The organism is Shewanella japonica, from assembly GCF_002075795.1.
GTDB lineage: Bacteria > Pseudomonadota > Gammaproteobacteria > Enterobacterales > Shewanellaceae > Shewanella > Shewanella japonica.
The window spans coordinates 3,263,121-3,288,048 of sequence record NZ_CP020472.1 but is presented as its reverse complement, the minus strand read 5'-3'; the positions used below and the strand labels follow the sequence as shown (position 1 = coordinate 3,288,048).

The 24,928-nt window shown below is 40.2% G+C and carries 17 protein-coding genes; 10 read left to right on the top strand and 7 right to left on the bottom strand.

The features are described from left to right. Positions 1-10 precede the first annotated feature (10 nt). Positions 11-967 (bottom strand): AAA family ATPase, encoded by a 957-nt coding sequence (locus SJ2017_RS14080; RefSeq protein WP_055026198.1) that lies wholly within the window; start codon positions 965-967, stop codon positions 11-13. 396 nt (positions 968-1,363) lie between these two features. Between SJ2017_RS14080 and fadI the strand changes: the two genes are divergently transcribed. After that, on the top strand, positions 1,364-2,674 hold the full coding sequence (gene fadI, locus SJ2017_RS14075; protein ID WP_065110659.1) for an acetyl-CoA C-acyltransferase FadI: 1,311 nt from the start codon (positions 1,364-1,366) through the stop codon (positions 2,672-2,674). Between the two features lie 5 nt (positions 2,675-2,679). Next, positions 2,680-4,800 carry a fatty acid oxidation complex subunit alpha FadJ gene (fadJ, locus tag SJ2017_RS14070; RefSeq protein WP_080916165.1) on the top strand — a complete coding sequence of 707 codons (2,121 nt, stop codon included), beginning with the start codon at positions 2,680-2,682 and terminating at the stop codon, positions 4,798-4,800. Between the two features lie 662 nt (positions 4,801-5,462). Here the strand turns inward: fadJ and SJ2017_RS21595 are convergent. From SJ2017_RS21595 to SJ2017_RS14050, 3 genes are all read right to left on the bottom strand, one after another. Beyond that, a complete protein-coding gene (locus SJ2017_RS21595) occupies positions 5,463-6,587 on the bottom strand; it encodes a hypothetical protein (protein ID WP_080916164.1) in 1,125 nt (374 codons plus the stop codon). Between the two features lie 82 nt (positions 6,588-6,669). Then, positions 6,670-10,959 (bottom strand): EAL domain-containing protein, encoded by a 4,290-nt coding sequence (locus SJ2017_RS14055; protein WP_080916163.1) that lies wholly within the window; start codon positions 10,957-10,959, stop codon positions 6,670-6,672. 275 nt (positions 10,960-11,234) lie between these two features. Beyond that, positions 11,235-14,048 carry an insulinase family protein gene (locus tag SJ2017_RS14050; RefSeq protein WP_244899699.1) on the bottom strand — a complete coding sequence of 938 codons (2,814 nt, stop codon included), beginning with the start codon at positions 14,046-14,048 and terminating at the stop codon, positions 11,235-11,237. 179 nt (positions 14,049-14,227) lie between these two features. Here SJ2017_RS14050 and sixA point away from each other — a divergent pair, with 179 nt between their 5' ends. Further along, on the top strand, positions 14,228-14,701 hold the full coding sequence (gene sixA, locus SJ2017_RS14045) for a phosphohistidine phosphatase SixA (RefSeq protein WP_080916162.1): 474 nt from the start codon (positions 14,228-14,230) through the stop codon (positions 14,699-14,701). Between the two features lie 93 nt (positions 14,702-14,794). On the opposite strand, the gene smrB is transcribed toward sixA, so the two are convergent. Further along, positions 14,795-15,319, bottom strand: a complete 525-nt coding sequence (gene smrB / locus SJ2017_RS14040; RefSeq protein WP_080916161.1) for an endonuclease SmrB — start codon at positions 15,317-15,319, stop codon at positions 14,795-14,797. Between the two features lie 80 nt (positions 15,320-15,399). Here smrB and prmB point away from each other — a divergent pair, with 80 nt between their 5' ends. The 6 genes from prmB to SJ2017_RS14010 all read left to right on the top strand — a co-directional run bounded on the left by prmB (position 15,400) and on the right by SJ2017_RS14010 (position 20,726). Then, a complete protein-coding gene (gene prmB / locus SJ2017_RS14035) occupies positions 15,400-16,344 on the top strand; it encodes a 50S ribosomal protein L3 N(5)-glutamine methyltransferase (RefSeq protein ID WP_055026129.1) in 945 nt (314 codons plus the stop codon). 38 nt (positions 16,345-16,382) lie between these two features. Continuing rightward, a complete protein-coding gene (gene aroC, locus SJ2017_RS14030) occupies positions 16,383-17,477 on the top strand; it encodes a chorismate synthase (protein WP_080916160.1) in 1,095 nt (364 codons plus the stop codon). Continuing rightward, positions 17,478-18,659, top strand: coding sequence for an MFS transporter (locus SJ2017_RS14025; protein WP_080916159.1), 1,182 nt, complete (start codon positions 17,478-17,480; stop codon positions 18,657-18,659). A 74-nt stretch (positions 18,660-18,733) separates the two neighbouring features. Then, positions 18,734-19,876, top strand: a complete 1,143-nt coding sequence (locus tag SJ2017_RS14020) for an ATP-NAD kinase family protein (RefSeq protein ID WP_080916158.1) — start codon at positions 18,734-18,736, stop codon at positions 19,874-19,876. Between the two features lie 3 nt (positions 19,877-19,879). After that, positions 19,880-20,155, top strand: coding sequence for a YfcL family protein (locus SJ2017_RS14015; RefSeq protein ID WP_080916157.1), 276 nt, complete (start codon positions 19,880-19,882; stop codon positions 20,153-20,155). Positions 20,156-20,180: 25 nt separating this feature from the next. Next, positions 20,181-20,726, top strand: a complete 546-nt coding sequence (locus SJ2017_RS14010; RefSeq protein ID WP_055026124.1) for an RNA methyltransferase — start codon at positions 20,181-20,183, stop codon at positions 20,724-20,726. Positions 20,727-20,728: 2 nt separating this feature from the next. On the opposite strand, the gene SJ2017_RS14005 is transcribed toward SJ2017_RS14010, so the two are convergent. Both SJ2017_RS14005 and mnmC1 read right to left on the bottom strand, forming a co-directional pair. Next, a complete protein-coding gene (locus tag SJ2017_RS14005) occupies positions 20,729-21,202 on the bottom strand; it encodes a hypothetical protein (protein ID WP_080916156.1) in 474 nt (157 codons plus the stop codon). 21 nt (positions 21,203-21,223) lie between these two features. After that, positions 21,224-23,275, bottom strand: coding sequence for an FAD-dependent 5-carboxymethylaminomethyl-2-thiouridine(34) oxidoreductase MnmC1 (mnmC1, locus tag SJ2017_RS14000; protein ID WP_156003292.1), 2,052 nt, complete (start codon positions 23,273-23,275; stop codon positions 21,224-21,226). Between the two features lie 265 nt (positions 23,276-23,540). On the opposite strand from mnmC1, the gene fabB reads away from it, so the two are divergent. Next, positions 23,541-24,752: a beta-ketoacyl-ACP synthase I gene (gene fabB / locus SJ2017_RS13995; RefSeq protein ID WP_080916154.1), complete on the top strand. Its 1,212-nt coding sequence runs from the start codon at positions 23,541-23,543 to the stop codon at positions 24,750-24,752. Positions 24,753-24,928: the final 176 nt, after the last annotated feature.

Genomic DNA, 24,928 nt, shown 5'->3' with positions numbered 1-24,928 from the left:
CAGTCCGGATTTAAGGTACAGCCACTTGGCTTAAAATATGGCTAATGACATGATCTGCATTAATTCCTTCAGCTTGTGCTTGATAACTTAATAATAAACGGTGTCTTAGCACATTCGGAGCAACTGCTTGGATATCCTCCGGTGAGACATAATCACGTTCTTGTAGCCACGCTCTAGCTCGAGCACATCGCTCTAATGATATTGAAGCACGAGGGCTGACACCATATTCTAACCATTTAGCTAGCTCTGGACTGTAGCGCTCAGGTTGGCGTGTCGCCATAATTATCTCAACAATGTAACTTTCTAGCGGCTCTGCTAGATAAAGCTCCATGGCTTGATCACGTGCGGCAAATACATCTGACTGGGCGACAGGCTCAATAGTCGGTAATGTTTGAGTAATCGCTTCTTTGCGCGATTGTCTTAAAATTTCACGCTCAGTATCGGCACTTGGATAATCCAGATTTAAATGCATCAAGAAGCGATCAAGTTGTGCTTCAGGAAGTGGGTAAGTCCCTTCGTTTTCAAGTGGGTTTTGCGTTGCCATGACTAAAAACAAATTTGGTAGGGGGTAACTGTTTTTACCCACCGTAACTTGGCCTTCTGCCATTGCCTCAAGTAACGCCGATTGCACTTTTGCTGGCGCACGGTTAATTTCGTCAGCCAAAATGAGGTTATGGAATATAGGCCCTGCTTCAAATTCAAATGTGGCTGTTTGCGCACGGTAAATATCTGTACCGGTTAAATCTGCAGGTAATAAGTCCGGAGTAAACTGAATACGGTGGAAATCACCTTCAACGCCATCACATAACGCTTTCACAGCACGTGTTTTTGCAAGACCTGGCGGGCCCTCAACTAATAAGTGTCCATCTGCAATCAATGCAATCAGTAGGTTTTCAGTTAATACAGGTTGTCCCAAAATGACGTTGTCTAAATAGGCACGTAAAGAATGAAATCGACTCAAAGGCATGATGATACTCAATTAATTTCAGAAATTTATCTAATTAAACCTATGTTAATGAATTTCATTAGCCTTTGGCTAGTAGCATTAACAGATTTTCATTTTTAATTAATTCTGAGTGATATTTTGTGAATTTATTCATTGGGAAAGAGCAAATATAGCGAAATTAGGAATATTTTAAAGTTAATGCTCTATATTTTAATTGTATGATTATTAATGATTATTTATTGGTTCGGTCAGTGATTTTGATGATAATTACTGCTATTTTTCATACGGATGTTTAAAACTTCGCAATTAAAAGTTAGAATCAGATCACACTTTTATGGTCAGACCAGATCTGTCTGACATAATTTAAGTATTCACTGACAAGCCAGATAAGGCTAAACAATTAAAAGAGGGTGAACAATGAGTGATAGACAACAAGTAACCAACGCTCGTGGGGAGCGTATCGCTATTGTGGCGGGTCTTCGAACCCCGTTTGCAAAGCAAGCAACTGCTTTTCACGGTGTATCAGCACTGGATATGGGCAAAATGGTGGTTAATGAATTGCTGTCTCGCTCAGAACTTGACCCTAAAACAATTGAGCAACTGGTATATGGTCAGGTTGTTCAAATGCCTGCAGCGCCAAATATAGCACGTGAGATTGTACTGGGAACGGGTATGGATGTCTCAACAGATGCATACAGTGTGACTAGAGCTTGTGCCACAAGTTTTCAATCAGCGGTCAATGTTGCTGAATCAATTATGACTGGTAATGTTGAAATCGGTATTGCTGGCGGTGCAGACTCTTCGTCTGTTTTACCTATTGGCGTTTCAAAAAAACTGGCACATGCCTTAGTTGATTTAAATAAAGCACGTACCTTTAAACAAAAGTTTGCCATTGCACGTCGACTCGGTTTAAAAGACTTAATGCCAGTACCTCCGGCGGTTGCTGAGTACTCAACTGGGTTATCAATGGGCCAAACAGCTGAACAAATGGCAAAAACATACGGTATTAGCCGAGCTGATCAAGATGCGCTAGCACACCGTTCTCATACGCTTGCAACTGAAACATGGAATTCAGGTAATCTTGCTGATGAGGTAATGACAGCCCATGTTCCTCCTTACAAGCAGTTTATTGATCGTGATAATAATATTCGTGAAAACTCAGTATTAGAGTCTTATGCCAAATTACGTCCAGCCTTTGACCGTAAACACGGCTCTGTAACAGCTGCAAACAGTACACCATTAACCGACGGCGCTTCTGCCGTTATTCTAATGAGCGAAGGCCGTGCTAAAGCATTGGGTTACGAGCCTATCGGTTATATTAAAAGTTATGCATTTACTGCAATTGATGTGTGGCAAGACATGTTGATGGGACCTTCATACGCAACACCATTAGCACTAAAGCGTGCTGGCATGGAGTTAGAAGATTTAACATTAATTGAAATGCATGAAGCATTTGCAGCACAAACATTAGCCAATATGCAAATGTTTGGTTCTAAGAAATTTGCGGAAGAAAAGCTAGGTAGAAATCGCGCCATTGGTGAGATTGATATGAGCAAGTTTAATGTATTAGGTGGTTCTCTTGCTTATGGACATCCATTTGCAGCAACAGGAACACGTTTAATTACCCAAGTATGTCGTGAACTTAAACGTCGTGGCGGTGGTACTGGTTTGGCTACAGCATGTGCTGCTGGTGGTCTTGGCGCAGCAATGATTGTAGAAGTGGAGTAATTCTGATGGAAAAGACATTTAATTTATCTCGCCGCGAAGACGGAATTGCAGTGTTAACAATGGATGTTCCTGGTGAAACCATGAACACCTTAAAAGCAGAATTTGGTCCTGAAATCAGCGAAATACTAGCTGAAATCAAACATGATGCCAGTGTGAAAGGGCTTGTGGTTATCTCGGGTAAAGCTGACTCATTTGTTGCTGGTGCAGATATCAGCATGTTAGATGCATGCACCAGCGTTGCAGCTGCTAAAGAGTTGTCTCAGCAAGGGCATGTTGTATTCAATGAGCTTGAAAATTTATCGATTCCTGTCGTAGCAGCTATCAATGGTGCATGTCTAGGTGGCGGTTTAGAGTTAGCGTTAGCGTGTCATTTACGTGTTTGTACTGATGACAAAAAAACCATCATGGGTGTGCCGGAAGTGCAACTTGGTTTACTGCCTGGTGGTGGGGGAACACAACGTTTACCGAGAAAAGTCGGTATTACCACTGCACTTGATATGATGCTAACAGGCAAACAAATTCGCCCTAAACAAGCGCTTAAAATGGCACTGGTTGATGACGTAGTACCTGAGCCTATTTTATTAGAAACTGCTATTTCAATGGCTAAAAAAGGTAAGTCCGCAGCAAAAGTCGCTAAGAAAAGTGCATTAAATAAGGTGCTTGAATCAACAAGCGCAACTCGCGATATCATTTTTGATCAAGCTGCAAAACAAGTCCTTAAAAAGACCCAAGGTAATTACCCAGCGCCAGCCAAAATTATTGACTGTGTTAAACAAGGCATGAACAAAGGCATGATTAAAGGGCTTGAAGTTGAAGCCAGTCATTTTGCCGAATTAGTCATGTCATCAGAGTCTGAAGCACTTCGCAGCATTTTCTTTGCTACGACAGAAATGAAAAAAGAAACAGGTGCCGATGGAGCTGAGCCGCGTAAGGTTAATAAAGCCTTAGTTATCGGTGGTGGTTTGATGGGAGGCGGTATTGCTTCTGTGACAACGACTAAAGCTAAAATCCCTGCACGTGTGAAAGACATTAATGAAAAAGGGTTAAGTAACGCGTTAGCTTATGCTTATAAATTATTGGCTAAAGGCGTTAAGCGTCGTCATATGACTCCAGCTGTTAGAGATAATTTAATGGCATTGATGACGACAACGACTGAATATAAAGGTGTTAAGGATGCCGATATTGTCGTTGAAGCCGTTTTTGAAGATTTAGCTCTTAAGCACCAAATGGTAAAAGATGTTGAGCGTGAATGTCATGAAAATACTATTTTCGCTTCAAATACGTCTTCGTTACCGATTGGACAGATTGCAGAGGCAGCTTCCCGTCCTGAAAACGTGATTGGTCTTCATTATTTTTCACCTGTTGAAAAAATGCCGCTGGTCGAGGTGATTGCCCATAAAACGACATCACCAGAGACGATTGCAACTACGGTTGCATTTGCGCGTAAGCAAGGCAAAACCCCGATTGTTGTTCAAGACGGTGCGGGTTTCTATGTGAACCGTATTCTTGCTTTATACATGAATGAAGCCGCTCAAGTTTTATTGTCTGGCGAAAAAGTAGAAAGTTTAGATAAAGCCCTCGTAAAATTTGGTTTCCCAGTGGGACCCATTACATTATTAGATGAAGTCGGAATAGATGTTGGAGCTAAAATTGCGCCGATCTTAACCCAAGAGTTAGGTGAAAGGTTCAAAGCCCCAGATGCGTTTGACAAGTTGTTAGCAGACGATCGAAAAGGTCGTAAAAATGGCAAGGGCTTTTATCAATATGGTAATAAGAAGTCTAAAGCTAAATTGGTTGATGAGTCCGTTTATCAGGTACTTGGTGTCAATAATCAATCTACTGGTTCGGGTAGTGATATTGCCATGCGCTGCGTGGTCCAAATGCTCAATGAGGCCGTTCGCTGTTTAGATGAGGGTATTATTGCCAGTGCTCGAGATGGTGATATTGGCGCAATCTTCGGGATTGGATTCCCACCTTTCTTAGGCGGTCCATTTAAATACATGGACAGTATGGGAATCGCTAACTTAGTGTCAAAATTACGTCAGTATCAACAACAACATGGCGATAGATTTGAACCTTGTGAAAGGTTGGTCAACATGGCTGAGTCAGGCAGCACTTTCTATTAGTCGTAAGTCATACTTTATGGCTGATTCAAATTAACAAAGCGGCAACATGTTGCCGCTTTTTCATTCTAAAGTGGCATATTTTAGCCTAATAAATAGCCTATACGTCTATTTTTTACTTTCCAGTATAATAGTCTTATTTGCTACTCTTATAGCTAACAGCTTAGTTCTTGGTTATAATATCGCCGTTATTGGCAGGGTGAGATAGCTGATAAAGAATTAAAAAATGGAATGTTGTTAACTGAATAAATTATTGAGGTTTCAGTGATATTTCTACTCTTGTTGATTTCGTGTTTATCAGGATATTTTCTAGGTAATCAAGCTTTTGTTAATGGGATGGCTGTTAAAAGATGGTCTGTAGCTGGAATGCTTATGGGGCCGCTTGCTTATCCATTATTCAATAGTCATAAGTATTTATTAACCAAGAAGATATCTAACCCAAATGAACATAAACGTTCATTTTAAATAGATGTAGATCTAAAAAAAGGGAGCGTAAGCTCCCTTTTTTATTGTCTGTATGAAGTGGCTAATTGCAGTATTAGCTCCACCAAGCTTTTGCTGGAATCACTTCTAAGTGCTCTAGCCCTTCTGGCAACTTAACTCTTTTACGTTGTGGTTTCGCAATGCCAAGTACTTTCTTTAAAGAATTAAACATAATGAATCTCCTAAGCGATGCTTGAGTTGCTGAACTTAATGTTTGGCAGGCCAGCGACTTGTGTTTCAGTAAACTTGATGTTTGGTAGGCCAGCGACTTGTGTTTCAGTAAACTTGATATTTGGTAGGCCAGCGACTTGTGTGTCTACAAACTTGATGTTTGGTAGACCAGCAACTTGTGTGTCTACAAACTTGATGTTCGGTAGGCCAGCGACTTGTGTGTCTACAAACTTGATGTTTGGCAGGCCAGCAACTTGTGTTTCAGTAAACTTGATGTTCGGTAGGCCAGCGACTTGTGTGTCTACAAACTTGATGTTTGGTAGACCAGCAACTTGGTTATCAACAAGCTTGATGTTTGGCAGGCCAGCGACTTGTGTATCTACAAACTTGATGTTTGGTAGACCAGCAACTTGAGTATCAACAAACTTGATGTTTGGTAAACCAGCAACTTGGGTATCTACAAACTTGATGTTTGGTAGACCAGCAACTTGTGTATCAACAAACTTAATGTTTGGTAGACCAGCAACTTGGGTATCAACAAACTTGATGTTTGGTAAACCAGCAACTTGTGTATCTACAAACTTGATGTTTGGTAGACCAGCAACTTGGGTATCAACAAACTTGATGTTTGGTAAACCAGCAACTTGGGTATCAACAAACTTGATGTTTGGTAGACCAGCAACTTGGGTATCAACAAACTTGATGTTTGGTAAACCAGCAACTTGGGTATCAACAAACTTAATGTTTGGTAAACCAGCAACTTGTGTATCTACAAACTTGATGTTCGGTAGGCCAGCGACTTGTGTGTCTACAAACTTGATGTTTGGCAGACCAGCGACTTGGGTATCAACAAACTTGATGTTTGGTAAACCAGCAACTTGGGTATCAACAAACTTGATGTTTGGTAGACCAGCAACTTGGGTATCAACAAACTTGATGTTTGGTAAACCAGCAACTTGTGTGTCTACAAACTTAATATTCGGTAGGCCAGCGACTTGCGTGTCAATAAACTTGATATTAGGTAGACCAACAATGTAATTGTTATTTGACTCAATTGACTGTGAAACTTCCATTGTCATATTAGCGGCAGTAGAAGTAGAAGTTAAAAGTGCAGCTATGATAATTCCGTTAATCATTGTATTAATCTCTCAGTTCAGGGTTAATAAAAAAGTTTTTTATTTGACGTCTGAACTGCTAGTTGCACTTGTTGTGCCAATGTTAACTTTGTAGTGCTTTTAATTCCTGTTTATCGAAATTGATATTGAGTAATTCAGTAAAATCTTTTTCTGGAACAGGTTTACTGAATATGTAGCCTTGTATCTCTTCACACTTGAGTGCTTTGAGTATATTGAGTTGGGCATCGTCCTCGACACCTTCACCAACGACTGATAGCCCCATGTTATGAGCAATGGTAATAATACTGTCGACCATTTTAAGATCGCGATCTGATTTACTAATATCATCGACAAATGACTTGTCAATTTTTAGACAGTGGATCGGGAATCGTTTTAAATAAGACAAAGAGGAATAACCAGTACCAAAATCATCAAGTGCCAAGGTCACGCCCATTTTAGAAAGTTGATTCATGACTTTGATAGCATTTTCAGGGTTTTTGATAATGGTGCTTTCAGTGATCTCTAGCTCTAAATGACAAGCGGGTAATTTAGTTAGCTGTAATACTGTTGAAATGCGTTGTTGCAGATCTGGTAGGGCAAACTGCCTAGAAGATAGATTAATTGCGACACGGCCTGTGAAGATGCCTTGTTCACGCCATTTTTGAGCTGCAAAGCAGGCTTTTCTGAGCACTAAGTCACCAATCTCAACAATCAACCCATTTTCTTCTGCTAATGGAATAAATTCGTTGGGAGAGATAACGCCAAAGTCTGGGTGAACTAAGCGAACCAGTGCTTCCATTCCAACAAGGTTATCATTTTTCAAATCGACCTTGGGTTGATAGTAAACCTCAAATAGGTCTTCTTTTAAGCCTTCGCGAATGAGATTTTCAACTTCTAACTGACGAAGTGCATTTTGGTTTAAAGACTCTGAGTAAAACTGATAACGATTGCCGCCGCCAGATTTCGCGTGGTACATCGCAATATCGGCTTTTCTTAATAGTGCTTGCTCATTTTGCTCATCTTCTGGATACAGCACAATACCAATACTGAGGCCAACAACTAAGGACTCTCTATCAATTTTAAATTCTTCTTTTAATGAATCTATTATTCTTGATGCTATAGCAGCACAAGAGCCGATATCAGGGTTTTGATCAACTAATATTGCAAATTCATCACCACCAAGTCGATAAAGACTAACGTGCTTAGGAACATTGTTTTGAATACGCTTGGCGACATCAACTAACAACTCATCACCGATCTGATGCCCTAACGAGTCGTTTATTCGCTTAAAGTTATCCAAATCTAAAACCATTAACGTGTGATGGATATCTTTCTTAACCAAATTATTCAGTGTAACTTGCAGGCTTGAACGATTTGGCAACCCAGTTAGTAAGTCACTATTGGTTAATTTACGTAGCTCTTCTTCCTGTTGTTTACGACGAGTAATATCAGAGAACACTCCAACATAATGAGTTGTTTCACCTTGCTCGTTATAAATCGCATCAACGGTAAGCTCCATTAAGAAGTGACTACCGTCTCCTCTATCTGCTTCTAATTCATTACTCCAGCAACCTTGCTGGGACAATGAGGCGTGCACTTGATTAGAGTATGATTCTGGGTAACGACCGAAGGTAAATAGCTGGCCTATAAACTCTTCTCGAGGCTGTGCTGTTAATACACAACAGGCATCGTTAACTTCGACAAAACGGTACTTTTCATCAAGAATAAACATGCCTTCGGAGATGTTTTCAATGGCTCGCTCAAATAAACGTAATTGTTCTTCGGTTTGTTTTAAATTATTGATGTTTTTAATCGTACCTGTCATTCGAACAGGGTTTTCTTTGTGGTCTCTTTCAACAATCTTGGCTCTATCAAGGATCCACATCCATAAATCTTCGCGACTTTTAACTCGGTAAGTGACTTCGAAGTGATCTGTAAGCCCTTTGAAGTGATCATTTAACGCAGTTTTGACGCGATGTTGATCAAGAGGGTGGATATTACTTTCTTCACCGGGTTTGCCTGAGCGTCGACCATCTTGCGGAAACTCAAGGGTTCCCCAAATGTTAGAGCGGTAGATTTCGCCCGTTTCAATATCCCAATCCCACATTTCATCGCCGCTTCCCCACAGAGACAGTTTTAGTCGTTCTTCACTGAGAGCTATCTGCTTTTGAATTTCTCGACGACGTAAAAGAATTTTAGATACGACTAATAAAAATAGTAAAAACAGAAGTGTATAGGCTAGTTTAGCTTCAAAAGAGTAATACCACGGTGGTGTAACAGTCACTGTTATAGACTTCGTTTTACCTTGCTTACCTGAAAGTTTATTAATTGCATAAACATTAAATTGATAAACACCAGCTGATAAGTTGGTATAAGTTGCTGAGTTAATATATTGAGATGGAAGCCAGCTATCGTTTAGGCCTTGCATTTGATAGAAAAACTCAAATTCATCTAAGTCTTGACCAGGAGTTACAAAAGTAAATGTGAAAGGGTAGTCAGAATATTTTAAAGTAATATTTTCTTGTTTATTAATCGGTTGCTGCAGGATGTCCCCGCCAACTTTTTCAGAAACGTTAAATAATGAAAAATCTATTAAAGCAACATCTGTACTTCCAGAAATAAGTATTTCATTATAGATTTCATTGGGGTTAACAATACTTAGTCCCTTAGCACCACCAAATAAAGAGTAATCATCCAAACGAATTGAAGCTAGGGAGTTGTAGTCACCTTGAGCTCCATTTCTAGATGACAATTTCAAATTTTTAAAGTTTGTTTTATTTGTAATGTTGAGTTCCATTGCTGATGATGAAACTAAAAAGTTATTAAATAACTCTATTGAGTAAACTAATTTATTATGTTTGAAAATTTCTTTGAGTTGGTTTGATATTATTTCTAACTGTAATAATGAATTTCTTGTACCAAAATAAAGGTAATTCTCGTCAAATTTTAATGTTGTCACCATGCTTTCTGAGTAAATTTTTTCAGAATTCCCATTAGTTATTTTAAATAGGCCACCTTGAGTTGCGACCCATAGGGCACTATCTCTCTCAACGAGATCAAAAATTGGATAACGTTCACCCGTAGTAAGTGTTTCAATAACCTCATCACCTTCAATGACGAATATTTTCCCATTGATTGTAGAGGCATAGAGTTTAGTTTTATCTTCACTTAGTTGTACATTACTTATATGACGCTCAAGTATCTTGCTAGTTTCTAAGGTTTCGAGGTCAGTAATTGTTAAACCAGTTATATTACCAGTATATAAATGTTTGTTGAGAACCTTGATTGATTTTGGGCCTGAAGCATTTTTAATTGAAATAGAGTGGGAATATTGAAGTGATTTATCCAAAACTCTGATTTCAAAAGAATCAGTTGCTAAATATATATTTTCTTCAGTTTGTGTTATTGCCCAAATATTGTCTGTTATGAATTTAGAGCTTTTAATTAAGTTTCTATTACGATCAATTTTAATAACACCTAAATTCACATCAGTAATGAAAATTGAAGATTTAGTCTCTTTAATATATGGACGTTTTCTAGCTGCATCTTGCTCTATAAATCCAATTTTTTTGATCACGTTTTCAGAGTTTATTCTAACAATATCCGAGTCAATAATTGATGTTAGTTCATTTCCTGATATTGAAGGCTCAAGGTAGGTCATAATTTCATCAGAAATTTTTTCCTTCTTGTTATTAATGATACTAAACAGGCCTTCCTGAGTGGAAATAATTAATTTATCAGAAATTATACCAATATCATTAGATTCGAAGGCAACTGTTGTAAGTTGGTCTTCTTCAAGTTTAAAAACGATACCATTGTAGTTTCTAATATATAGTGATCCATTAACTTCTATTACTTTTTTGACTTCTTGTAAAACTTCACTTTGGAAGTCCCACATGGCTCGAGTTAAATCTTCATTAAGTATAATTATCTTATTATCGAGACCAACGACTAATCCTTTTGATAAGGCTGATATTGACCATATTGATTGGGTAATGGGTTGGTTATCAATAATAACAGGTTCGAATGTTTCTTTATCTCCACGGTACAATGCTAAGCCTGAATCAGTACCTACTATTAGGCGGTTATTCTTATCAATAAAGAGACTTTTTATGAATGAGCTAGGCAATTTGGAATTCAAATCTTCAGCGAAAAAGTGTTTGAAATTTGTGCCGTCAAACCTGTTTAAACCATTAACAGTCCCTAGCCAGACAAAGCCTTCTGCATCTTCTGCAATACTTGTAACTGTTACTTGAGAGAGGCCATCCTCAGTATTGTATACTTCTGTACTGAGTGTAAGGTCATAATTTGTCCCTGAATCAGCCAAAGCTAAACCCAAAAAGCTTTGGATTAAAAGAGTTGTACAAATTAACAACCGTCTTAGTAATTGCATATAAAGTATACTTTTGTCTTTTGTATTCGAGAATTATTCAAGGTAATACTCCACTTTTTCAGAAAGTTAATACTTTGTCAAAAAATCGTAAGTGTAAATAAAATAAATATTTTTTACGGTTGTACTTTTTTTATACTACGCAAGTGCTTGCTCGTTTAACTTTTACGCAATTATCACTGTTTTACTGCTAAAAATCGGTTTTTTTCGCTGTTTTATCTGTCGATTTAAATACTTTGTAAAAGTTGTAATAAAATTTAAGCTCGACAGTCGCCCCTCTAAAACTCAAATTTATTTGCTTGCGCTTTAAAACCTTTTAAGTCAGTAATTTTCGTCGCTGTAGGCAAGGGGTCAAGATGATCATGTTGTTCTCCAGCATTGAACATCACTAATCTATCGCTATGCTTGCTGCGCATATTGGTAACAATAAACTTGATGAGATCTGCTCGGGTGAACTTTTTAATCTCTTCAACGACTCTTTCCCTTTGTTTAAAGTCGTAATCTCGATTGCCCAAGCAGACCCAATAACGTTGGCTGCGGCTCTTTAAGTTGGCATCTTTTTCAAGTATTTGATTGATTAAGCCAAGTTTTGTCGCTTCCCATTGCTCTTTCGTTATCTGCATCACTGCATAATTAAAGTCTGCAATAAACTCATCAATGGCTTCAAGCAGGTTTCTTGGACCTGTGGTTGGTGATTGTATGTAGAATATCATCCCTGGATGGCGATTGAGTGGCAGATATCCCGTTCCGACCATATAACCGAGTTGCTTTTCTGTACGAAGCTCATGGAAAAAAGTAGACGACATTGTGTGGTTAAGCAAACTAAATAAGCCTACTTTATGAGCAGAAGTGTCACTAGATTGGTAATAAACAATAATGGCACTGTCTTGATGTTCAACCGATAGTTCACGTAATAACGTCCCTTGCCCTGCTATATTTATTAGTTCTCTACTCGATTCCGAGCTGGGTTTAGTGACAAGTGACAATACCTGTTTTAACCGTTTAGCGAGTTGTTGGGCTTCGTTAACTAACCAGTCACCGTAAACAAGACCTTCTACGTATATTTTCTCGTAAAACGCGCTGACATGGTTGTGAAGCTCATCGAGAGTGACGTCCTCAAGCATCTCTGCCATGCGAGCAGGCTCATAGGAACGTTTTTGTAACGTGACCGTTAAGCTGGTAAATAATTGCGCTATCGGCTTAGCTTGTGAGGCGTTAGTCCAGCTTCTGAGTAGTTGTTTTTTAATTAGCTTAAACCGATCTTGTGTGAAGTTTCTTTCTCTAGCCTTTTCAATAACCAATGCTAGTAGTGTTTCTTGGTTACCGGTGAAACCTGTTAAGTGTAGAGTGATCCCTCCTTGGTGAGGGTAAATATTGTAATTTAGTCCTGCGACCTCAGCTTGATAAGTGGCCTCAGTCATGTAGTCCAATACCATTTCAACATAAAGTCTGGTTAATGCTGCGTGTTTAGGTGTTGGGCTTGCATTTTCAGAATCTAATGACAAAAAGATATGGCCTTTGGGGACATTAAATTCATCGTCCTTTCGGTGCCAAATTCGGTATCCTGCATCTTCTGCAACCACTAGTGGTACATCACTTTCACTGTGCTCTACTCTTGATGTTGGGTTATCGACTATGAATGGATTTTTAGTGGGAAGCGTTAGCGCTTTCCTTGGGGTTACTTGTCCCCATTGTGCAATTTTTTCTGCTGGAATTTTTTCAACAGAGTAGGGGGTAAAGTACCATTGTGCTTGCTGGTTAGTGCTCACTTCTTTAGAAACTAGTTGTGTTCTCATGTTGTCAGGAGATAACAATGCCAATAGCGCGAGAGTCTCGTCTGCATGCATTGCATCCATACGATAATCGCCGTAGACGACGTCTTCGATGTCATAGTGCTGCACATTGATGCTTAAATGACTGGCCAGATCGAGCGCCTTGATTTGTTCTTGATATTTAAATGCTGTGGCTAACAAGCTGGCTCGCTCTTGATAACGCCATGATTCAATTCCATCAGTAGTGATTAGTTTTATATATTCAAACGTGCACTCGATAATGGTATCGAGTTGCTCTAAACCTTTATCAGTGAGTTGGATACTAATGCTGTAATCTTTGAAGTTATAGCCATTGACGCCACCTCCAGCAGACAAGTTATTAGCAAAACCTTGCTCTTTTAAATATGACAACAAACTTCCAGGGCTTTCATTACCCAGTAAATGACTTATAAAAGTGAGTGGTTTACGCTTATAAAATTGCTCAATTGAGGGTAGCGCAAAACTGATGTTCAGCCTTTTCTGGTCTTTTACCGGGGAAATGTTGATATGGGTAAGTCGCTGATTATCAGTTAAATATGCGGTATCTGGATAACTGGATGTAAGGTTACGGTTTACAATGCTGGCAAAAAAATGTTGCGCATATTGTGCTTGTTGATCAAGAGAGTGTGGAGATACCAAGCATAAGGTCATGATGTTGGCGCTGTATTTAGAACGGTAAAAGTCGAGTAACTCTTGACGCACTTCTGCTTCATCGCCTGCTAAGGTTTGTAAATTCCCCACGGAGAATTTACTGAATGGATGCTGAGGATTAATAGACTCTTTTTGAACTTGATAAACCCGTCTAATGTCATCTTTTAATTTAAGACTGTATTCTGAATCTATGGCATGCCTTTCTCTGTCGACTAGTTCTAAATCAAACTTGGGTGCGATAAAAAACTGGCTGAATCTATCAAGAGATTCTTCGAAATGCTCTGCGTCGATACTGTAAAAAAAGTTTGTTTGTTCTGTGCCAGTCCATGCGTTGTTTGAACCACCATGCTGATTGATGAATTGATGGTATTCACCTGAATCAGGAAATTTTTCAGTGCCTAAAAATAACATGTGCTCAAGAAAATGTGCCATACCAGGGCGTGAAACTGGATCGTCAAAGTGGCCGACAGACACGGTCATCGAAGCAGCAGCTTGGGTTGCTGTTTTATCTTCTACAAGTAAGACTTTTAATCCATTCGATAACACGACATGACGATAATGTCGGTGGTCATTTGGACTTGTTATTATGTTGTCTACAGTTTTTAATTCGATGTCTGGTTTTATGGTCAAGATGATGCTCCAGATAAGAAGGCTAGCTATATATTGATCTCGTTGCGGCTTTTTAGCAAATAACTAATGAAAATATCGACTAAAGACTAATTAAATATCCTTCATTGTTTCTTTGTGGATGAGTTATTTAAGGCTACAATTAACCTATAAACACAATAATAATGAGTAGCGAGAGAAGTATGCAGCTATTTTTAATGCGACATGGTGAAGCGGGTTTCGATGCACCGTCCGATAGAGAAAGAATGCTATCACAACTTGGTCGAACTCAATCTAACGCAATGGCGAATTGGTTAACGGAAAAAGTCAGCAGTGTGGACTTAGTTATTGTTAGCCCTTATCTACGAGCACAACAAACGTGGCAAGAGGTGGCAAAACATTTGCCTGAGCCAAACAAATGGTTAGTACTGGACGACATTACCCCTTCGGGTAGCCCACAAATTGCCGTTGATGCGATTTTGGCTTATGCCGAACATTACCAAGCAAAAAAAGTGTTAGTTATCGCTCACATGCCTATTTTAGGTTATATGGTTAGCGAGCTAGTTGCTGGTATGGAACCGCCCATTTTTGCGACTTCAGCGATAGCATTTATTGAGCGTAATGAGCATGGTGGTCACTTTGATTTAATGCAAACACCTGCGCAAATGAGTGCTTAAACTAAGTTATCATAAATAATGGCAGCGACCGCTGCCATTTTTGTTACATGCCGTCACTAATGTTTGCACAGCCAATCTTTCAGATTCGTTTGATTACCCTTTAGTATTGTCATCAATATCCACTAAGACCAATAATGCTGCGTCTGCTCCCCATTCTTTAGGTGCTTGATGAAAGGCGCTGACTTTAGGATGTTGAGCCAACCACATCGGTAGTTGTTGTTTTAAAATACCCGAGCCATAACCATGCATAACACAACAGCAAAGTACGCGCTGTTTGACACAAGCTTGCAATAATGCAGCTAGTTCAAGTTTGGCTTCTGCTTGGCGCATACCATGTAAGTCTAGTAGCAGGTCCGGTTGATAATCTCCACGTCTTAAACGTTTGGGCTCAATTTTATCCACGTTGTCGTTTAGCCAACGCATTGGACCTTCAACAGGCAAAATAGGTTGATAATTATCCGAAAAGTAACTGTCAGCATAAACCTGCTGTTCTTTTACTTCGACTTGTTGTTTGGATTTGACCGACTGTTTAAAATGATGTTTGTCTTGATTTAACGGCTTAATACCGCCAAATTGCTCTGAAAACAGTGCAAAGTCGGGATTATTTTCTTTATTCATGGTGCTATTGTATTGAATTCTAGGTCATCTTAATAGACTTCAGTTACAATGGTCAGGAACAATTTTTCAGGAGTTATGTTTTGGATAAAATCTTTGTAGATGAAGCTGTCACCGAATTAAGAACCGTTGGCGATATGTTGCGTTGGGCTGTTAGCCGTTTTAATGATGCGAACATTTATTATGGGCACGGAACTGATAACGCGTGGGATGAAGCGATTTCTTTGGTTTTTCATGCATTACACCTTCCTGAAGAGATTGGCCAACAGGTGGTAAATTCAAATTTAACCAGTAGCGAAAAACACAAAATCGTTGAATTAATTATTCGTCGTGTTCGTGAGCGCTTACCTGTGCCATACCTGACGAATAAAGCGCGTTTTGCTGATTTAGAGTTCTATGTCGATGAACGAGTATTAGTGCCTCGTTCACCCATTGCTGAAATGATCAACAATGGCTTTAGTCCTTGGTTATACAATAAACCTGTTAATCGTGTGATGGATTTATGTACCGGAAGCGGCTGTATTGCGATAGCTTGTGCTTATGCATTTGAAGATGCTGAGGTAGATGCACTTGATATTAGTGAAGATGCCTTAGAAGTTGCGCAAATTAATATTGAATCGTTAAATGTACTTGACCGCGTATTCCCGATTCAATCAGATATTTTCTCAGCGATACCTAAAGGGCCACAATACGATTTGATCGTATCTAATCCACCATACGTAGATGAACAAGACATTGGTGATATGCCTGATGAGTACCATCATGAGCCTGCTATTGGTTTAGCATCTGGACGTGATGGTTTAGATTTAACTAAGCGTATTTTAGCGAACGCGGCTGACTATTTGACTCCAGATGGGTTATTAGTGGTCGAAGTGGGTAACTCAATGGTCCATTTAATTGAGCAATTCCCTGATGTTCCTTTCACTTGGGTTGAATTTGAATTTGGCGGCGATGGCGTATTTGTTCTCACCTACGACCAGCTAGTTGAAAATGAATCACTTTTCGCCATCTATAAAGATAGTGAATAATAACGATTAAATGAATTACGTTGAGGTAAGCAGATAGCATGTCAGGAAATAGCATAGGTCAGAATTTTGTCGTAACGACTTTCGGTGAAAGTCATGGTGTTGCATTAGGTTGTATTATTGATGGTTGCCCACCAGGTCTTGAATTAACTGTTGAAGACATGCAACGCGATCTAGACCGTCGTCGCCCTGGTACCTCTCGTTATACAACCGCAAGACGTGAACCTGATGAAGTGCGTATTTTATCGGGTGTTTTCGAAGACAAAACCACGGGGACATCCATTGGTTTATTGATTGAAAATACCGATCAACGTAGTCAAGATTATTCAAACATTAAAGATCTGTTCCGCCCAGGTCACGCAGATTATACCTACCAACAAAAGTATGGTTTACGTGATTACCGTGGTGGTGGGCGCTCTTCAGCCCGTGAAACAGCCATGCGGGTTGCTGCTGGTGCGGTTGCGAAAAAATACCTCAAGCAGGTCCATGGCATTGAGATTAATGGTTATATGTCGCAACTGGGCCCAATCAGTGCAGAATCGGTTGATCTTAACGAAGTAGAACAAAACGCATTCTTTTTCCCTGATGCATCAAAATTAGAGAAACTTGATGAATATATGCGTGATTTGAAAAAGTCAGGTGACTCTGTTGGGGCTAAAATCACTGTTGCAGCGACAAGTGTACCAGTAGGTTTAGGTGAGCCGGTATTCGATAGACTGGATGCCGATATAGCTCATGCTCTAATGGGGATTAATGCAGTTAAAGGCGTTGAGATTGGTGATGGTTTTGGTGTGGTAACCCAAAAAGGGTCTGAAGGACGTGATTTAATGTCACCTGCAGGGTTTGAATCAAATCATGCTGGTGGAGTATTAGGCGGTATTTCTTCAGGTCAGCCGATAGTGGCGCACATTGCTCTTAAACCGACTTCAAGTATTTCAGTGCCGGGACAAAGCATGACTGCACAAGGCACAACTGCTGATGTTGTTACCAAAGGCCGTCATGACCCATGCGTCGGCATTCGCGCTGTGCCTATCGCTGAAGCCATGTTAGCAATTGTATTAATGGATCATTTACTTCGTCATCGCGCTCAAAACCAAGATGTTGTTTCACAAACTCCTGTTATTGGTATGAAATAAATGCCCAACGCTGTATCTGCTGAGCCCAACGCCCGTTGGCTCAGCGCTTGTTACTTTTTCTTTTTTTCAATTCTCGGTTTAATGGTTCCATATCTCGGTGTCTTTTTTGATAACCGTGGCTTTAACGCGCAAGAAATCGGCTTTCTTATGGCGATATTGATGGGAACTCGGATTGTTGCACCTAATGTTTGGGCAATGGTTGCTGACCGAACTGGAATGCGTTCAGAGCTAGTCAAGTTTGGTTCAGCGGCAGCTGCTATCACTTATGTCAGTTTTTTCTTTGATGGCAGTTTGACTTACCTTGCCATCAGTTTGATGATTTATACTTTTTTTTGGAATGCAATTTTAGCCCAGCTAGAGGTGATTACATTAGAGTCGTTAGGCGATGAATCCCATCGTTACGGTGCAATTAGAAGTTGGGGAAGTGTCGGTTATATATGCTTGGTGATTGCCGCGGGATTTGCTATTGGTGAATTTGGCGCTGAGATTGTGCCAGCGCTTGGAATGGTATTATTTATCGGCATGTTTATTTGTGCCATGGCTCTGCCGAGTAATCTCGTCAAACTGTCAAGTTCAGCACCAAGACCGCCACTTAAATTATCTTCTGCAGTTGTATGGTTTCTTATTTCAGCCATTTTACTTCAAATGAGTGTCGGGCCATTTTATGGCTTTTTTGTATTGTATTTAAAACAGGCTGGTTATTCAGAGGGCGTTGCCGGTTTATTTGTTGCTTTAGGTGTTGTCGTTGAAATTTTAATGTTCATGTTGGCGCCGAGGTTATTAGGTCGATTTGGGGTTAAATTACTTCTACTAGTCAGTATCTTGTTAACGGTATTAAGATGGGTTTTGTTAGCATATGGTGTGGATAATATTGCTTTACTCTCATTGAGTCAGGCGTTGCATGCCTTTACATTTGGGTTAACCCATGCGGCCTCAATCCAGTTTATTCATCGCAATTTTGACATTGCCCACCGCAGTAAAGGCCAAGCGCTATATGCCAGTTTGAGTTTTGGTTTAGGTGGCGCAATTGGCACTTGGATAAGTGGCGTTATTTGGGGGGATGGCTCAGGCTCAACCCATACTTGGTTTTTTGCCGCAGCGTGTGCAGGGTTATCACTCATTGCAGCGTTAGCGATTACTGAGCCCAATCCCATTATAAAAAGTGACAGTATTAACCCATAGAAAGTGATGGGCAAAGGGTGACAAAGAAAGGGCTTTATCGCCCAGCTTAGATATAAATGAAAGGATTGTATGCAGTGAAGCGTTTTCGGTTAGGTTTAATTATTAACCCATTAGCAGGTTTAGGCGGCAGTGTTGGGTTAAAGGGGTCTGATAATGTGGCAGAGCTGGCGATCTCAAGAGGGGCTGAAGCTAAAGCCGGATTGAGAATGAAGCAAGCATTAACTGTCATAAAGCCCTTTAGCGAACAAATTGATATTGTGACCGCCAGTGGTGATATGGGCGAAACTTTAGCGGTTGAATTAGGCTTTTCGGTCAAGTGTGTTCATCAGATATCACCAGGGAGTAGTAATAACAACACCTCTGCAGTGGATACCAAGCAAACTGTAAAAGCGTTGCAAGATGAATCTCTCGACTTGTTACTGTTTGCTGGTGGCGATGGCACTGCTAGAGATATCTATTCAGTCGTTGATGATTCATTACCTGTTTTAGGCGTGCCTGCTGGAGTAAAAATCCATTCCGGTGTGTACGCTATTACCCCTAACGCTGCTGGGGTTGTCGTGAGCATGCTACTTCAAGGTGAGTTAGTGAGTTTGATGAGCGCTGATGTGATGGATATTGACGAAGAAGCATTCAGAAAAGGAACGGTAAAAGCCAAACGATTTGGTGAAATGCTCGTTCCTGCAGAGCCACGATATATCCAAGCGGTAAAAATGGGCGGCAAAGAAGTCGATGAGCTTGTATTAGCTGATATCGCAGCAGATGTTATAAATCAAATGGAAGATGAGTTATATATCATCGGCAGTGGCTCCACTGTGGCAGCAGTTATGGAAGAGCTTAATTTAGGTAACACCTTATTGGGTGTTGATGTTATTCATGAGCAGCAGATCGTTGCCAGTGATGTTACTGCAAACCAATTACTCGAACTGACCCAAAATAAGCCGACGAAATTAGTGATCACCTTGATTGGTGGGCAAGGACATATTCTAGGACGGGGTAATCAGCAATTGTCTCCTGAACTGATAAAACGGATAGGAAAAGACAATATAATTATTCTTGCGACAAAAACTAAGTTAAAAGCACTTGAAGGAAGGCCATTAATTGTGGATAGTGGCGACCCAGAATTAGATAGTGCATTAAGTGGTTATTATAAAATTACCACTGGATATCATGATTACGTGATGTACCAAGTTGCCAACCCAGATTTATTGGAGAGTTAGACCATGTTAGAGAAGTATGATGCAGCATTAGAAGGGTGGATTGAAAATACGGTTGCTAATGGCGATGATGATGCCTTATTTGCCTGTGGATACCTACAAGGTCACATCGCTGTCGTCTTGTCTCAACTGGAACAGGAACAATCTACAAGTTTAGAGTCGCTTGACGAAAAAATGGTAGATTGCTTGGGATTGGCTGATGATGAATTAGAAACCGCTGACTTTGAACTGGTACAATCGGCTTGGCAACAATTGCGTCAAATTATCAGTGAAATTAAATAAGCATGAAATTAAATAAGTAAAAGGCATGACTGAATCTATTCAAAAGCACAGTGCCATGATTGGCCTCGTTAACCCTAAAACGCCAGTAAATGTAGGTGGCATCATGCGCGCGGCTGGTTGTTATCAAGCTAATTCAGTTTTCTATACCGGAAATAGATATGAATTAGCGGCCCGTTCAGGTGAGGCTCAGTATGACGTTGATACTAAAAATGCAGCTAAAACCATTCCATTAACTCGCGTTGAATCATTGCTGGAACAAGTACCTGAAGACAGTAAGTTGGTCTGTGTTGATCTTGTTGTTGGCGCAACGCCATTGCCTTTATTTGAACATCCTCAAAATGCCTTTTATATTTTTGGTCCTGAGGATGGCACCATACCGCAGCAAATTATTGATGCTGCGGATGAGGTGGTTTATGTGCCAACTGTTGGTTGTATGAACCTTGCGGCCTCAGTCAATGTGTTGCTTTATGATCGTTTATCGAAAAGTGCTCAAGTGACAGCAGATGATGAACTGATCAAAGAAAGCCGAGATAACAATAATCGAACTAAAGTCAAAAAATGGTTGAAGTAACTTCAGCCTCTTTTGATGCTAGATAATTGGGTGTTTTCTAAATAATGGTCAAGATATGCTTGGCCATTTTTTTGTTGTAATTCAGCTAAAAAACAATTCAAAATGGCTGTTTCATGTTGTGCGATGATAGTCATAATTGATTGATACTCAGTCGCAGAGGCTTGCCAGTCACGGTATTCTTGCTCGTAGGGTTTAGCCCAATCATGAAGTGTTTTTAATAACTCTTCCCAGGGAAGGTGTAGCCACTTGCGTGCATCTTGCTGACCTTTTTCAGTCATGGTTACCACATCAAAGGGATATGTCTCAGGTTGTTTTAATAAGTGAGACAACAGTATCTCCGCAGTGATGCTTTCAACTTCAATTAATTTATCCCACAACGCAATACGCGTGGCGTCTTCTTCAATATTTTTAAATAACGTAAAAAAGGCAATGCCATACAGTTCGCCTAGATACGCTTGATGTATTTGCTGATTCATTGTTATTCCTTTATCGGGATTTTAGCTAAGCAAAGATTTACCTTTCAATAGCTTTCTTAACCACATTCTATTTGGGTTTAGCATTGCAAACATGTCATAGCTGATCGGTGGGGTTTGATGACAAATCATTGCAGCTAAAGCTTCTGCAGCTAAAGGTCCTGAACTTAGTCCTCTTGAGCCGAGTCCTCCTAAAACATAAAGTCCCCTATATACTGGTGCGGAGTGATGGCGCCAAAAGTCACGACTGGCTACAGTGAGCTGATGTTGATCCAAAGGCTCGGTATTATATTGATTTAATATGGCGTCAATATTTGGTGCAAGCCCCATCATAGGACAGTGGTCTCTTGTGACCATTCTGACACCCACTCTGGCGTTGTTGTCTGATACATCAATATCACTCACCCAGTCTCTTTGTGGAAAACTATGATGCATTTTTTGCGCATTTTCTTGTTGCTCGGTAGGGCAAAAACGTAAGTCATCAGGCGATTTTACATAACTAGCGCCAACACAATGGTGCTGATTATTTTCAGGGGTTAAATAACCATGAGCACAAATAACGCTATTAAGTTTAGTTAATTGTCCTTTTGACGGAATATGGCTTACTTGCCCTCTAAAGCCTGTGACTTGTAGTTGTTTTGTTTGTTGATACTCAGTGAGTTGAGCCCCTGATGCAACAACGACCTCAGAATGAAGAAATGATTGAACCGCAGAGTTTTTGTTCGAGTTAGGGGGGGATTTAGGGTGTAAGTCTGAGGTTTGCTCAGTCATGTTTAACTGCCAAAGGGTTCCTTGACGAGTTAGTTCACTAATTGGGGTATCAAGTCTGATCTCGACTGTAAGTCCTTTGTTTTTCGCAATAGCTTGCGCATAGTTTACGGCCGATTGAGCGAATTGATGCGGACAAATCCAACCAGCCCAAGGGTAGTAAAAGGCAGGCTTATCTATGGTGATACCAGCGAGCATATTAGCTTCACTTGGTGACACTTGGGCTGCAACTTCACTTGGCCAAGCTTGTCCTTGGATGATTTTAGTTAATCTTGCATCGCTACGCTCATCAAACCCCGTTTGTAACACGCCACAAAACTGGTGCTCAACAGCGTAACCTGCATTTTCAAGTTGCTTAAGCCTACGTCGACTGAATAAAAAAGCCTGCTGAAAGTATTGGCTCATTAAGTTGTTATCAGGCGTTAAAAGCGGATAAATAGCGCCTTGTTTATTACCTGAAGCTCCATCAGCAAGCATACTGTCTTTGCAATAAATCGTGACGTTTTTGCCTTTTTCTACGAGCGATAGTGCAAGGTGAGCCGCTGCAATACCACCGCCGATAATGGCCACACTCTCTTTTGAAGTCGATGTATTCGTAGGTTGAGCGCTTGCACTGGGTAAGCAATAAGCGTACTGGCGCTGATGGGAATACCTTAATGCTTTTCTTTCAGCTGCAGGAATGTCGCAATCTGGCGTACTTGAGCGTTCACTGGTATTGCTAATGTCATCTCTATTGCCACTTTGCGCATTGATGATGAAGCCTGATTGACTCGCTAATACTGTTATCGCTGAACATTCAACACGGTCAATTTCCTGCGGATAAGCATAAAAGCATGCATTATCTTTACTTAACCTTCCCATCTGCCAAAACAATTTTTCTGAAATATGGTGATCTATATACTCAGTTGAGGTCGTATGAGGAAGGCAATGCCAATACTCAACGGCATCAGCTTCGACACTTTGAATACCTTTAAGGTTATGCTCAATATCACCAAAATAAATATCAACAATGAATTGACCATGATCAAATATGAGCCGCTGACAACCTTGAATATTGGCAATGCAAGCAGTGTGTAACTGCTGTGAAAACTCCGCTAAGTGCTGTGAATTAATCGTTGCTTGATTTTGCGGCATTGCTAAAAATTGACCCAACTCAATGCTGTTAATTGAATAGGGGTCAAAAACACTCAGCCTTACAGGACGTTTTAATTGTTGAGATAATTGCCACAACAACATGATTTCCATGGCGTTACCGAAGCCAATTTGCCCAATCAAGCAGCTTTTAGTTGAGTTTGCCTTGTTGGACAAGACAGTTTCATAATAATGCCTTATGCTTGCTGCATAATTAGGGTTTTGACAGTAACTACTTGGAAAATTAGTCGATATTGTTGCACAATCTCGGGTAACTATAGGGAAGTCAGTGGTTATTTGGGTCAAAGCTCATTACTCAATGTGGTTCAATTGAGATTATTTTACCTATGTTTATTGAAAGCTGACCACTTTATTCGTCTAAAGCGGATATCATTGCGGCAGCAAAATTAGGTACTGACATGTACAAAATGGATAGCAAATAATGAAAAGAGTCGTAATAACAGGTTTAGGTGTTGTTTCTAGCATCGGTAATAACAAGCAAGAAGTGACAGATTCACTAAAAGCTGGACGCAGTGGTATTACCCATTCTGACCAATTCGAAGAAATGAAATTACGCAGTCATGTGTGGGGTGATATTAAATTAAACCCAGCGGACCACATTGATCGTAAAGCGTTACGCTTTATGGGTGATGCTGCCGCATATGCATACATTGCAATGCAAGAAGCGATCAGTGATGCCAACTTAACAGAAGAACAATATTCTCATCATCGTGTTGGCTTAGTTGTTGGTACAGGTGGTGCTTCGTCTAAAAACCAAGTTCAAGCGGCAGATACGTTACGTGAAAAAAGCGTAAAACGTGTTGGTCCTTACATTGTTCCTCGTATTATGGCGAGTACGGCAAGTGCATGTTTAGCAACACCATTTAAAATTAAAGGTATGAACTATTCAATCAGTTCTGCTTGTGCAACTTCTGCGCATTGTATTGGTCATGCAGCTGAGCTTATCCAAATGGGTAAGCAAGATATGGTGTTTGCTGGTGGTGCAGAAGAATTGGATTGGACCCTAACAATGGGCTTCGATGCAATGGGTGCATTATCAACTAAATATAACGAAACCCCAGAAAAAGCATCGCGTACTTATGATGCTGACCGAGATGGTTTTGTTATCTCTGGTGGCGGCGGAATCGTTGTTGTTGAAGAGCTTGAGCATGCATTAGCTCGTGGTGCTAAAATTTATGCTGAAATCATTGGTTATGGTGCATCGTCAGATGGCTACGATATGGTGGCACCTTCTGGTGAAGGCGCTGTGCGTTGTATGCAAATGGCACTTGCTGATGTCGATACTCCGATTGATTACGTCAACACTCATGGCACATCGACTCCTGTTGGTGATGTTCGTGAACTTGAAGCGATTCATGAAGTTTTCCAAGACAATATTCCACCAGTAGCGTCGACTAAGTCTATGACTGGTCATGCCTTGGGTGCTGCAGGTGTTCATGAAGCCATCTACAGCTTATTAATGATGGAAAACAGCTTTATTGCACCTAGCATCAATATTGATACTCCAGATGAAAAAGCGGCTGGCATCCCATTGGTTACAGAATATCGTGATGCAGAACTGACGACTGTAATGAGTAACAGTTTTGGCTTTGGCGGAACTAATGCCACATTAATTATGCGTAAAATGAAGTAATATATTATCTCATCGCTGGCGTAGGTTAGTGTTTTGATATCGATAAAGCCTTTAGCTGAATGCTAAAGGCTTTTTTATTGCGATTAACCCACTTTGACAGTCAGTCAAATTACCAATTAAGAACACTTTATTTCTTTTTGTAGATAACTGCTGAGTGTCATTAGTTGATAGAATGA

Coding starts and splice junctions, on each gene's coding strand:
- SJ2017_RS14080 (WP_055026198.1), bottom strand. CDS start 967: ATGCCTTTGAGTCGATTTCATTCTTTACGTGCCTATTTAGACAACGTC.
- fadI (WP_065110659.1), top strand. CDS start 1,364: ATGAGTGATAGACAACAAGTAACCAACGCTCGTGGGGAGCGTATCGCT.
- fadJ (WP_080916165.1), top strand. CDS start 2,680: ATGGAAAAGACATTTAATTTATCTCGCCGCGAAGACGGAATTGCAGTG.
- SJ2017_RS21595 (WP_080916164.1), bottom strand. CDS start 6,587: ATGATTAACGGAATTATCATAGCTGCACTTTTAACTTCTACTTCTACT.
- SJ2017_RS14055 (WP_080916163.1), bottom strand. CDS start 10,959: ATGCAATTACTAAGACGGTTGTTAATTTGTACAACTCTTTTAATCCAA.
- sixA (WP_080916162.1), top strand. CDS start 14,228: ATGCAGCTATTTTTAATGCGACATGGTGAAGCGGGTTTCGATGCACCG.
- smrB (WP_080916161.1), bottom strand. CDS start 15,319: ATGAATAAAGAAAATAATCCCGACTTTGCACTGTTTTCAGAGCAATTT.
- aroC (WP_080916160.1), top strand. CDS start 16,383: ATGTCAGGAAATAGCATAGGTCAGAATTTTGTCGTAACGACTTTCGGT.
- SJ2017_RS14025 (WP_080916159.1), top strand. CDS start 17,478: ATGCCCAACGCTGTATCTGCTGAGCCCAACGCCCGTTGGCTCAGCGCT.
- SJ2017_RS14015 (WP_080916157.1), top strand. CDS start 19,880: ATGTTAGAGAAGTATGATGCAGCATTAGAAGGGTGGATTGAAAATACG.
- SJ2017_RS14010 (WP_055026124.1), top strand. CDS start 20,181: ATGACTGAATCTATTCAAAAGCACAGTGCCATGATTGGCCTCGTTAAC.
- SJ2017_RS14005 (WP_080916156.1), bottom strand. CDS start 21,202: ATGAATCAGCAAATACATCAAGCGTATCTAGGCGAACTGTATGGCATT.
- fabB (WP_080916154.1), top strand. CDS start 23,541: ATGAAAAGAGTCGTAATAACAGGTTTAGGTGTTGTTTCTAGCATCGGT.